10 protein-coding genes are annotated in these 11,719 nt (G+C 66.3%); 3 read left to right on the top strand and 7 right to left on the bottom strand.

Going from position 1 to position 11,719, the window contains the following annotated elements:
- Positions 1-3: 3 nt before the first annotated feature.
- From FFS60_RS24505 to mnmC, 3 genes are all read right to left on the bottom strand, one after another.
- Positions 4-1,773, bottom strand: coding sequence for an N-acetylglutaminylglutamine amidotransferase (locus FFS60_RS24505; RefSeq protein WP_137823430.1), 1,770 nt, complete (start codon positions 1,771-1,773; stop codon positions 4-6).
- Between the two features lie 111 nt (positions 1,774-1,884).
- Complete coding sequence (locus FFS60_RS24500) at positions 1,885-2,634, bottom strand: sulfite exporter TauE/SafE family protein (protein ID WP_028628183.1); 750 nt, start codon at positions 2,632-2,634, stop codon at positions 1,885-1,887.
- A 2-nt stretch (positions 2,635-2,636) separates the two neighbouring features.
- On the bottom strand, positions 2,637-4,604 hold the full coding sequence (mnmC, locus tag FFS60_RS24495) for a bifunctional tRNA (5-methylaminomethyl-2-thiouridine)(34)-methyltransferase MnmD/FAD-dependent 5-carboxymethylaminomethyl-2-thiouridine(34) oxidoreductase MnmC (RefSeq protein WP_137823429.1): 1,968 nt from the start codon (positions 4,602-4,604) through the stop codon (positions 2,637-2,639).
- 145 nt (positions 4,605-4,749) lie between these two features.
- Here mnmC and pap point away from each other — a divergent pair, with 145 nt between their 5' ends.
- Positions 4,750-6,237: a polyphosphate:AMP phosphotransferase gene (pap, locus tag FFS60_RS24490; RefSeq protein WP_028628181.1), complete on the top strand. Its 1,488-nt coding sequence runs from the start codon at positions 4,750-4,752 to the stop codon at positions 6,235-6,237.
- A 104-nt stretch (positions 6,238-6,341) separates the two neighbouring features.
- Positions 6,342-7,526 (top strand): thiolase family protein, encoded by a 1,185-nt coding sequence (locus tag FFS60_RS24485; protein WP_137823428.1) that lies wholly within the window; start codon positions 6,342-6,344, stop codon positions 7,524-7,526.
- A 64-nt stretch (positions 7,527-7,590) separates the two neighbouring features.
- On the opposite strand, the gene FFS60_RS29115 is transcribed toward FFS60_RS24485, so the two are convergent.
- Positions 7,591-7,800, bottom strand: a complete 210-nt coding sequence (locus FFS60_RS29115) for a DUF6316 family protein (RefSeq protein WP_028628179.1) — start codon at positions 7,798-7,800, stop codon at positions 7,591-7,593.
- A gap of 210 nt (positions 7,801-8,010) precedes the next feature.
- Here FFS60_RS29115 and FFS60_RS24475 point away from each other — a divergent pair, with 210 nt between their 5' ends.
- Positions 8,011-8,976 (top strand): DMT family transporter, encoded by a 966-nt coding sequence (locus FFS60_RS24475; protein WP_028628178.1) that lies wholly within the window; start codon positions 8,011-8,013, stop codon positions 8,974-8,976.
- A 125-nt stretch (positions 8,977-9,101) separates the two neighbouring features.
- On the opposite strand, the gene FFS60_RS24470 is transcribed toward FFS60_RS24475, so the two are convergent.
- The 3 genes from FFS60_RS24470 to FFS60_RS24460 all read right to left on the bottom strand — a co-directional run.
- On the bottom strand, positions 9,102-9,722 hold the full coding sequence (locus FFS60_RS24470; RefSeq protein ID WP_028628177.1) for an NAD(P)H-dependent oxidoreductase: 621 nt from the start codon (positions 9,720-9,722) through the stop codon (positions 9,102-9,104).
- A complete protein-coding gene (locus FFS60_RS24465; RefSeq protein ID WP_028628176.1) occupies positions 9,715-11,109 on the bottom strand; it encodes a class II fumarate hydratase in 1,395 nt (464 codons plus the stop codon). Before FFS60_RS24465 ends, FFS60_RS24470 begins: the two co-directional genes overlap by 8 nt.
- A 72-nt stretch (positions 11,110-11,181) precedes the next feature.
- The coding region (locus FFS60_RS24460) for a DUF2804 domain-containing protein (protein ID WP_137823427.1) at positions 11,182-11,719 on the bottom strand (538 nt) is incomplete at its 5' end.

Raw genomic sequence — 11,719 nt, 5'->3', positions numbered from 1 at the left:
GATTCAGAGTCCCTGTTGGTTGAGCCAGAGGTTGAGCGCGGCCATTTGCCAGAGCTTCGAGCCCCTTAGCGGGGTGATGTCCTCCGACGGGCTGGCGAGCAGGCGTTCGAGCATGGCCGGTTGGAACAGCCCGCGATCCTGGCTCGGGTCCAGCAGCAGTTCGCGCACCCACTCGCGGGTGCGGCCTTCCAGGTGTTTGAGGCCGGGGACCGGGAAATAGCCTTTGGGTCGGTCGATCACCGCCTGGGGAATGACCTGGCGCGCGGCGGCCTTGAGCACCGCCTTGCCGCCGTCGCCCAGCTTGAAGCGCGACGGGATGCGCGCCGACAACTCGGCCACCCGGTAGTCGAGGAACGGCACCCGTGCTTCCAGGCCCCAGGCCATGGTCATGTTGTCCACCCGCTTCACCGGGTCGTCCACCAGCATCACCGTGCTGTCCAGGCGCAGGGCCTTGTCCACCGGGTCGAGTGCGCCGGGCCTCTCGAAGTGCTGGCGCACGAAGTCCCCGGCCAGGTCGGGAGTGAGCCAGGTCGGCTGCACTGTGGCCTGGTACTCGGTGTGGGGGCGGTCGAAGAAGGCGGCGCGGTAGTTGTTGAATGGGTCGCAGGTATCGGCCAATGGTGGGTACCAGTGGTAGCCCCCGAACAGCTCGTCGGCGCCCTGGCCGCTCTGTACAACTTTGCAATGCTTCGAGACTTCGCGGGCCAGCAGGTAGAAGGCAATGCAGTCGTGACTGACCATCGGCTCGCTCATGGCGGAGAAGGCGGCGGGGAGCTGCTCCAGCACTTCGTGCTCGTCGATGCGCAACTGCTGGTGGCGCGTGCCGTAGTGGCGGGCGATCAGGTCGGAGTATTCGAATTCATCCCCCCGTTCGCCGCCGGCATCCTGGAAGCCGATGGAGAAGGTGGCCAGTTGTTCGACGCCGGCTTCGGCCAGCAGGCCCACCAGCAGGCTGGAATCCACCCCGCCGGAGAGCAGCACGCCCACTTCGCGGGCGGCGCGCTGGCGGATCGATACGGCGTCGCGCAGGCTGCCGAGCAAGCGGTCGCGCCAGTCCTCGAAGCCGAGGCCCTGTTCGTCCTCGCGCGGGCCGTACTCCAGCTCCCACCAGGTACCCTGGCTGCAATTGCCGTCGGCGTCGATCTGCATCCAACTGGCCGGCGGCAGCTTTTCCACACCCTTGACCAGGGTGCGCGGCGCCGGCACCACGGAATGGAAGTTGAGGTAGAAGTTCAGCGCTTCCGGGTCCAGCGCGGCGTCCAGATCCCCGCCCTGCAACAGGGCCGGCAGGCTGGAGGCGAAGCGCAGGCGCTGGTCGGTGCGCGACAGGTACAGCGGCTTGATGCCGAGGCGGTCGCGAGCGAGGAACAGGCGCTGGCTGTCGCGCTCCCAGATGGCCAGGGCGAACATGCCGTTGAGCCTGGGCAGCATGTCCTTGCCCCAGGCGTGCCAGGCCTTGAGCAGCACCTCGGTGTCACCGTCGGAATGGAAGTGGTAGCCGAGGGCGAGCAGCTCCTTGCGCAGCTCGGGGTAGTTGTAGATGGCGCCGTTGAACACCATGGCCAGGCCCAGTTCGGGGTCCAGCATGGGCTGCCCGGAGGCGTCGGCCAGGTCCATGATCTTCAGCCGTCGATGGCCCAGGGCGATCGGTCCCTGGCTGTGCAGGCCCCACGCGTCGGGGCCGCGGGGTGCCAGGTGGTGGGTGATTCTATCGAGGGCGGCCAGGTCGGCCGGTTGTTTGTCGAAGCGAAGTTCTCCAGAAATGCCGCACATAAGTCCTTACCGGTGTTGCCGTTGGGGAGTTCGTGCCCGAAGGCACTAAAGGGTCCGACCCCTGTGTGCTTTCTGAAGTTTTATATCGATTGGTTATAACTGGGTTGGGCTTCAGCCCAATAGCCGTTGGGCTGCCAGGGAGAGGCTCACCGCTACCAGCATCAGGGCGAATAGTCGCTGCAGGGTAGCGCCCCGCAGGCGCGTGGCCAGTAGGTTGCCGCAGAGCACACCGATGGCGCCGCCGGCCGCCAGGCCGCCGAGCAGGGCCATGGGCGGCTGCGCACCGGTCAGGTAAAGGAGGAAACCGCCGCCGGAAACCAGCGCGATCACCGCCATCGAGGTGGCGGTGGCAGCCAGCATCGACAGCGGGGTGAACCACAGCAGTGCCGGCACCACGAGGAAGCCACCCCCCACGCCCATGACTCCGGAGAGCAACCCGACCCCCACGCCGATGGCCACCAAGGGCGCGCTGCGCAGCGGACCGGGGTTGCCCGGAGGCAGGCCGGCACCCCGCCACATGCGCCAGGCGGACCAGAGCACCAGCAGGCAGAAGCCGAGGATCAGCGCGAACTCGGGGATGAAACGTCCTAACCACTGGCCGACGGCGTTGCCGGGTAAACCGCTGATGGCCAGCAGCAGGACCGGACGCCAGGCCACCAGGCCCTGGAAGGTTCGGGGAATGGCGCCGATGGCGGCGGACAGGGCCACGGCGCCCAGGCTCACGCCGATAGCGTCGCGCAGCGGCAGGTGCAGGCTGAGTAGCAGGGGCAGGGCTACCAGAGAACCGCCGGCACCGGTCAGGCCGAGCAGCAGGCCAAGGATGGCGCCGATGGCCAGGGCTTCGAGAAGGAGAAGGTCCATGGTCAGGCGTTCTGGCCGCGGATCAGGCGGCGCAAGGCGAAGCGGTTGGGGTGGCAGGCCTCGGCTACGGCGCGGGGGACGGGTAGTGGTTCGTCGTCGAGCCAGGCGGCCAGCAACTCGCCGGACAGCGGCGCGGTAATCAGCCCGCGCGAGCCATGAGCGCTGTTCACATAGAGACCGTCGAACCAGGGCGCCGGTACCTCCGGCACCTGGCGCGCGTCCTTGGCCAGCACCGCATAGGTGTCAGCGAAGGCTTCGGCATCCGCCAGCGGGCCGACGATGGGCAGGTAGTCCGGCGTGGTGCAGCGGAAGGCGGCACGACCTTCGAGACGGTCGGGTTCCAGTTCGGTGACATGCAGGCGGCGGCCGAGGTCGGGGGAAATCTCTTCCAGCAGTTCGAGATTGCCGGCGTGCTCCGCGGCAGTGGGTTCCAGGCTCGTGCTGTGGAAGTCGAAGCTCGCACCCAGTGTGTGTTCGCCATCGCGCGGCGGCGCGACATAGCCTTCGGCGCAAAGCACCGTACCGAGTCCCGTACTTTCTGGCGTGGCCGGCAGGCGGCTGACCTGCCCACGGATGCGCTTGAGCTGCAGCCCGGCGGTCTGTGGAAAACGCAGCACTTCAGCGGCGCCGGCCAGCACCGCCACCGGCGCGGCGGCCAGCGTCCGGTCGCCAGCTCGGGCGCACCAGAGGCCGCCTTCCTGGCGCAGTTCCAGGGCTTCGGCATGGGGGATCAGGCGAATGTTCGGATGCTCGGCCAGCAGGCGGCATAGCGCCGGCGGATGGACCCAGCCGGCCTCGGGATAGAACAGGCCGCCCGCGGGCAGGGCGACTCCGGCCAGGGCTTCGGCGTCGGCCTGGCCCAGGCTGTGCAGCAACTCGCTCGGAAAGGCATCGGCCAGCTTGGCCTGGCGCTGTGCTTCCTTGGCGTCGAAGGCCAGTTGCAGCACGCCACAGGCCTGCCAGTCACGGCCCTGTTCCAGCCGTTGCAGCAAGCGGCGGGTATGGCCGAAACCGCTGAGGATCAGCCTGGAGAGCGGCGTGCCGTGGGCTGAAAGCTTGAGGTAGAGCACCCCTTGGGGATTACCCGATGCCTCCTGGGCGGGGGCGTCGTGGCGCTCCAGCAGGGTCACTTGCCAGCCCCGTGCGGCAAGGCTGGCGGCACTGGCGCAGCCGGCGAGGCCCGCGCCTATCACCAGGGCTTCGCGGCGTTGGGGAACGAAGCGCGGGCGGGCATACCAGGGCTTGGCATCGTCACGAGCAGCGCCTGTGAACAGGCCGCGGCTCATTTCCCATTTCTTGCCGAAACCGGGCGTGCGCTTGATCGCGAAGCCGGCTTCCTTCAGCGCACGGCGCACGAAACCGGCCGAGGTGAAGGTGGCCAGGCTGGTGCCGGGCGCAGAAAGCCGCGCCAGTTGGGCGAACAGGGCAGGGCTCCACATCTCCGGGTTCTTCGCCGGGGCGAAGCCGTCGAGGAACCAGGCGTCGATGCGCGCGTCCAGTTCCGGCAGGCAGTCCATCGCATCCCCCACCAGCAGGGTCAGCGCCACGCGACCGTTGGCCAGGCTGAAACGCTGGAAGCCGGGATGAACCGCTACGTACTGGCCGATGAGCTCGCTAGCCAGGGGCGCCAGTGCCGGCCAAAGGTCCAGGGCACGCTGCATGTCATCGCGGGAGAGGGGAAATTTTTCCACGCTGACAAAGTGCAGCCGGGCGTCGGCCGGCGCGTGCCGCTCGAACAACTGCCAGGCGCAGAGGAAGTTCAGCCCGGTGCCGAATCCGGTTTCGCCGATGGTGAAGCCTCCGCCTGCCGTTAGCCCGGCGAAGCGCTGGGTCAGGTCGTTGCCGTTGATGAACACATGGTGGGTTTCGTCGATGCCCGATGTCGGGGAGAAATAGACGTCGTCGAATTCCCGCGACAGCGGCTGGCCCTGTTCGTCCCAGTCGAGTTGGGCGTGGTGGAAGTCGGACATGGAGGTTTCCGAGACTGCGAAGCGCGAATAGTAGCCGATCGGGGAGGGGCGCCGAAGGGAAGGTCGCTTGTGAATGCGCTGGATTGAGGTGGGCGTGAAGCCAAGGCTTCCGCTACCTTTTCTCCATCACGCCAAGGAGATCTGCATGTTCGAATCCGCCGAAATCGGCCATTCCATCGACAAGGAAACCTATGAGAAGGCCGTGCTGGAGCTGCGCGAAGCCCTGCTGGAGGCGCAGTACGAGCTGAAGCAGCAGGCGCGCTTCCCCGTGCTCATCCTGATCAATGGCATCGAGGGTGCCGGCAAGGGCGAAACGGTCAAGTTGCTCAACGAGTGGATGGACCCGCGCCTGATCAACGTCGAGAGCTTCCTGCAGCCGACCGACGAAGAGCTTTCCCGACCGCCGCAGTGGCGCTTCTGGCGCAAGCTGCCGCCAAAGGGGCGGACCGGCATCTACTTCGGCAACTGGTACAGCCAGATGCTCCACGCCCGCGTCGATGGCGATATCAAGGACGCCCGCCTGGACCAGGCCATCAACGATGCCGAGGCCTTCGAGCGCATGCTCTGCGACGAAGGGGCGCTGATCTTCAAGTTCTGGTTCCACTTGTCCAAGAAACAGCTCAAGGAACGCCTGAAGGCACTCGAGAAAGACCCGCAGCGCAGCTGGCAGCTCAACCCGCTGGACTGGAAGCAGAGCGAGGTCTATGACCGCTTCGTGCGATTCGGCGAGCGGGTGCTGCGCCGCACCAGCCGTGACTATGCGCCCTGGTACGTGATCGAAGGCTCCGACGAGTATTACCGCAGCCTGAGCGTTGGCCGCGTCATCCTGGAAGGTCTGCAGGCGGCCCTCAAGCAGAGCGGCGGGCCCAAGCCACAGCCCCATGCGGCGCCGCTGATGTCCAGCCTGGACAGCCGCAGCCTGCTGGACAGCCTCGACCTCAGCCATAAGCTGGACAAGGACGAATACAAGGATCAGCTCGCCACCGAGCAGGCCCGCCTGAGCGGTCTGATGCGCGACAAGCGCATGCGCGGCCATGCCCTGATGGCGGTGTTCGAGGGCAACGACGCCGCTGGCAAGGGCGGCGCCATCCGCCGCGTCACTGGCGCACTGGACCCGCGACAGTACCGCACCGTGCCCATCGCCGCGCCGACCGAGGAAGAACGTGCCCAGCCCTACCTCTGGCGCTTCTGGCGACATGTGCCGGGGCGGGGCCAGTTCACCATCTTCGACCGTTCCTGGTACGGCCGCGTGCTGGTGGAACGGGTCGAGGGATACTGTGCCGATGCCGACTGGCTGCGCGCCTATGGCGAGATCAACGACTTCGAGGAGCAACTGCACAACTATGGCATCGTGCTGGTGAAGTTCTGGCTGTCCATCGACAAGGACACCCAGATGCAGCGCTTCAAGGAGCGTGAGGAAGTCGCCTTCAAGCGCTACAAGATCACCGAGGAAGACTGGCGCAACCGCGACAAGTGGGACCACTACGTCCACGCGGTGGACGACATGGTCGACCGCACCAGTACCGAGATCGCTTCCTGGACCCTGGTCGAGGCCAACGACAAGCGCTATGCCCGGGTGAAGATCCTGCGCACCATCAACGATGCCCTGGAGGCCGCTTTCAAGAAGGACTGAGCACAGGATGGGCGCGCATACGCGGGGTGAATGATCGTGGTGGGGGAGTATGGGCTGGAACTATGCTCGCCTCACTTTCCATTCCAACGAGAACGAGGTGCGTCATGCGTGAAGTGGTGATCGTCGACAGCGTGCGAACTGGCCTGGCCAAATCCTTCCGCGGCAAGTTCAACATGACCCGGCCGGACGACATGGCCGCCCACTGCGTGAACGCGCTGCTGGCGCGCAACGATCTAGCCCCGGCGCTGGTGGACGACTGCGTGGTCGGTGCCGGCTCCAACGAGGGCGCCCAGGGCCACAACATCGGCCGCAACGTTGCGGTGCTCTCGGGCCTGGGCATCGGCGTCGCCGGCATGACCCTCAACCGCTATTGCTCCTCCGGCCTGCAAGCCATCGCCATCGCCGCCAACCAGATCGCCTCGGGCTGCAGCGATGTCATGGTGGCCGGAGGTGTCGAGTCCATCACCCTGACCCTGAAGAGCATCAACCAGGACAACTTCGTCAATCCGCGCCTGAAGCTCGAACACCCCGGCATCTACTTCCCCATGGGGCAGACCGCCGAGATCGTCGCTCGCCGCTACAACGTCAGCCGTGAAGCCCAGGACCTCTACGCCCTGCAGAGCCAGCAGCGCACCGCCCGTGCGCAGGCGTCCGGTCTGTTCGACGACGAAATCGTGCCGATGAGCGTGAAGTATTTCGTGGAAGACAAGGCCACCGGCGAGAGGAGCATCCTGGATGGCGTGGTCGACCGCGACGACTGCAACCGCGCCGATACCACCCTGGAAGGCCTTGCTTCCCTGAAGCCGGTGTTCTCCGAGGATGGTTCGGTGACCGCCGGCAACTCCTCGCAACTCTCCGACGGCGCCTCCATGACCCTGCTGATGAGCCTGGACAAGGCGCTGGAGCTGGGCCTGAAACCCAAGGCGTTCTTCCGCGGCTTCACCGTTGCCGGTTGCGAGCCGGACGAAATGGGCATCGGCCCGGTGTTCTCGGTGCCGAAGCTGCTCAAGGCCAAAGGCCTGAGCATCGACGACATCGACCTCTGGGAACTCAACGAAGCCTTCGCCTCCCAGTGCCTCTACGCCCGTGATCGGCTGGGTATCGACAACGAGAAATACAACGTCAACGGCGGCTCCATCTCCATCGGCCACCCCTTCGGCATGACCGGCTCGCGCCAGGTCGGGCACCTGGTGCGCGAACTGCAGCGCCGTGACAAGCGCTTCGGCATCGTCACCATGTGCGTCGGCGGCGGTATGGGCGCCACCGGCCTGTTCGAGGCCTACCGCTGAGCCATCGGTCGCCGGGGCAAGAAAAACCCGCGCCAGGCGCGGGTTCTTTCTTTCCGGGGAATGCTCATCGGCCCCGAAACGCGAGTATGGCGTTGGATTGTTGAATGCGGCGTATGTAAAGCGCGATCTCCCGTTCCGCATCCACACGTGTGAAGAAAGGCCCCTCCAGTGTCCCTTCCCGAGTGGAGAAGAAGTACTGACCGTTCACGGCACTGACACGCTCACTCCGGTAGTGGGTGCCTGACGCGACGTCGCACGCACGTCGACCGAACATCGGACCACCTCCGTCATTAATTGGCTATTTGAGTCTAATCAGCGCTGGCGCGCCTGCGCTGGGGCTCGACGGGCGGCTGGCGGTTGCGACAGGTACAGTTGTGCCGCCGACAGGGTCGAAACTGTTCCTGTGCCCTGGGGCCGGGCACTTCTAGAATGGCCGATCTTGTCTGCCCGCTGCCAAATGTCGGGCTTCTCTGCTGAGGTTCCAATGCATATCTCCTCCGGCCGTTGGGTTTATGGCCTGTTCCTCGCCCTGGTCACGGCTGTGCTCTGGGGCGTGTTACCCATCTGGCTGAAGGAAGTCCTGCAGACCATGGACCCGGTGACCGTCACCTGGTACCGCCTGATCGTCGCCGGCTCGTTGTTGTTCCTCTACCTGGGTGCCAACCGCCGCCTGCCGGCTTTCCGCCCGCTGGGCTCGCGTGGCCGCTGGTTGCTGGTCCTGGCGGTGGCTGGCCTGACGGGAAACTACGTGTTCTACCTGATCGGCCTGAAGATGCTCAGCCCAGGCACCACCCAATTGGTGATCCAGGTGGCACCCATCCTCTTCTTGCTGAGCAGCCTGTTCATCTTCAAGGAGAGCTTCAGCCTTGGGCAGGCCTTCGGCCTGGTGGTGACGGTGCTGGGCTTCGGCCTGTTCTTCAACCAGCGCCTGGAAGAACTGCTCACCTCCATGAGCCAGTACACCCTGGGCGTGCTGGTGATCCTGTTGTCAGCCTTCGTCTGGACCTTCTACGGTCTGGCGCAGAAGCAGTTGCTGAGCCACTGGAGCTCGGCCCAGGTGATGATGGTGATCTACCTCGGTTGCGCCGCCTTGCTGACGCCCTGGGCGCACCCCATGGAGCTGTTCAACTTGAGCCCGCTGCAGGGTTGGCTGCTACTGGCCTGCTGCCTGAACACCCTGGTGGCCTACGGCGCCTTCGCCGAAGCTCTGGCCCACTGGGAAGCCTCGCGCGTCAGCGCCACCCTGGCCATTACCCCACTGGTGACCTTCGCCAGCGTTGCCGCTTGCGCGTCGCTCTGGCCGGACCATGTGCAGCCGGAAGAAATCAACTGGATCGCCTACGCGGGTGCGGTGTTCGTCGTGCTGGGTTCGGCCCTCACCGCATTGGCCCCGTCGCTGATGCGCAGCTGGCGGGCGCGTCGCAGGGTGGAGGCGAGCGACCCGGTGTAGGTTGTGAGGTCCAGTGGCCGGCCTGGCTATGCCGGGCCTCGAAGGGTGGACCGGTGAAGCGTGGTCCACCCTTCGGCTCCAACTGATGGGTATCGCACGAAGCGAAACCATCCTGCAAAGGCGGGTCAGCAGCGGGTGCCGAGCAACTCGGCCTTGCGCAGCCAGGTCTGGCGCTGTTCCTCGGAGGAAGGGCGCACTGGCGAGAACTCGGTCAGGCGGCGGGTCTTGATGCCGCAGAAACCGAGGATGGTGCGCACCATCTGCCGGTGTGCCGGGGCGCCGTAGATCCAGCGGAAGTACCAGGGTGGAGTGTCCAGGGTCACCAGCAGGTCCGCCGTGCGTCCGGTCAGCAGCTTGTCCCAGGCATGGGACTGACCGCGATAGCGGAAGGCGAAGCCGGGCAGGAAGACCCGGTCGAAAAAGCCCTTGAGCAGCGCGGGCAAACCGCCCCACCAGACCGGATAGACGAACACCAGGTGCTCGGCCCAGTGGATCTGCCGCTGGGCTTCAAGCAGGTCGGGCTCCAGGTTCTGGCTCTGGTCGTAACCTTGGCGCAGCACCGGGTCGAACTGCATCTCCCCCAGCTTCAGCAGGCGCACCACGTGGCCTTCACTGCGCGCGCCCTGGGCAAAGGCGTCGCCGAGGGCGTGGCACAGGCTGCCGCCCTTGGGGGTGCCGAGAATCAACAGGATGCGTTTGCCATCGCCTTCCAGCGGCGTGGCGCCGTGCTTGACCGCCTCAACCATGGTGACCGGCCTCCAGCATGCTTTCCGGCCGGACCCAGGCGTCGAACTGCTCTTCCGTCAGGTAACCCAGGGCCAGGGCTGCCGCGCGCAGGGTGGTGCCTTCGGCATAGGCCTTCTTGGCGATCTGCGCGGCCTTGTCGTAGCCGATGTGCGGGTTGAGGGCGGTGACCAGCATCAGGCCGCGTTCCAGGTGTTCGGCCATGCGCGCGGCGTCCGGCTCCATGCCGGCCACGCAGTGCTGCTGGAAGTTGCGGCAGCCATCGCCGAGCAGTCGAATGGACTGCAGGACGTTGTGCACGATGACCGGCTTGAACACGTTCAACTGCAGATGCCCCTGGCTGGCGGCGAAACCGATGGTGGCGTCGTTGCCCATGACCTGGCAGGCCAGCATCGACAGCGCCTCGCACTGGGTGGGGTTGACCTTGCCGGGCATGATCGAGCTGCCCGGCTCGTTAGCTGGCAGGCGCACTTCGGCCAGGCCGCCACGGGGGCCGGAGCCCAGCAGGCGCAGGTCGTTGGCGATCTTCATCAGGGCCACGGCGAGGGTCTTGAGGGCGCCGGAGAGGTTCACCAGCGGCTCGTGGCCGGCCAGGGCAGCGAACTTGTTGGTTGCCGAGACGAAATGCAGCCCGGACAGCGCCGCCAGTTCGGCGGCCATGGCGTCGGCGAATCCGTGAGGTGCGTTGAGTCCGGTACCTACGGCTGTGCCGCCCTGGGCCAGCTGCAGCACCATCGGCAACGCGGCGCGGATGGACTTCTCGGCGTAGTCGAGTTGGGCGACGAAGGCGGATAACTCCTGGCCGAACGTGATGGGGGTGGCGTCCATCATGTGGGTGCGGCCGGTCTTCACCAGGTGGGCGTGCCGCGCCGATTGTTCGGCCAGGCCGCCGGAGAGCTCGGCGATGGCCGGCAGCAGTTCGTGCTGCACCGCCTTGGCAATGGCGATGTGCATCGCGGTGGGGAAGCAGTCGTTGGAGCTCTGGGCGAAGTTCACGTGATCGTTCGGGTGGACCGGGCTCTTGCCGCCACGCTGGCCGGTGGCCAGTTCGTTGCCACGGCCGGCGATCACCTCGTTGACGTTCATGTTGCTCTGGGTGCCGCTGCCGGTCTGCCAGACCACCAGGGGGAACTGGTCGTCATGCTTGCCGGCCAGGACTTCGTCGGCGGCCTGTTCGATCAGGCGGGCGACATCCGGTGGCAGATCGCCGTCGCGGCCGTTGACCCGTGCCGCGGCCTTCTTGATCAGCGCCAGGGCATGCACGACTGCAAGCGGCATGCGTTCGCCGCCAATGGCGAAATTCTCCAGCGAGCGCTGGGTCTGGGCGCCCCAATAGGCTTCATCGGCGACTTCGACTGGCCCCAGGCTGTCGGTTTCTGTGCGGCTCATGTGGGTTGGCTCCGGTCATTGATTCCGCAGTTTAGGCCCTATATCCGGCACTCGGTTCAACCGTTCGGGCAATTACCAGCGTGCGTGCGTGGCCCCCAGCCAGCCTAGGGCGTTGGTCACCGGCACGCATTCACCATCCGGACTGCGCAGCACGCCGTCGAAGCGGCCGAACCATTGGCGCGTATTGGCGTAGAGCGGTCCCAGGCGCGGGCAGGCCTGGTGCAGCTGGCGCGGGGTGAAGGTGAGCTCCACCCGCCGACAGGCGGTGGACAGCTGCCAGGGGGCCAAGGGATTGCTCGGCGCTTGCACGATCTGCACCGGGCGATCGAGCTTGGACAGGCGACCGCCGAACCACAGGGCGTTCTCGGTGAGGCCGCTGGAATCGGTCCAGCCGGCGCCGAAATTGCCGGCGATGCCGCCGGGCGCGGCAAACGCGGCGCGAGTCCAGTGGCTGTGGAAGGGCCAGACACCGCGGCCGAAGTCCAGCGCGGCAAAGCTCTGGCCGGTGATGCAGGGGTACTGGCGTTCGCCCAGTTGCACGCTGCCGCTGGCGGGCAGGCCAAGCTGCCGGCTGCTGGCATGGAAGCCGCGGCCGGGGAGGGGGGCGACC

The organism is Pseudomonas sp. D(2018) (assembly GCF_005502555.1).
Taxonomy (GTDB): Bacteria; Pseudomonadota; Gammaproteobacteria; order Pseudomonadales; family Pseudomonadaceae; genus Metapseudomonas; species Metapseudomonas resinovorans.
The sequence above is the reverse complement of the archived record's forward strand: the minus strand, read 5'-3'. Positions and strand labels throughout refer to the sequence as shown.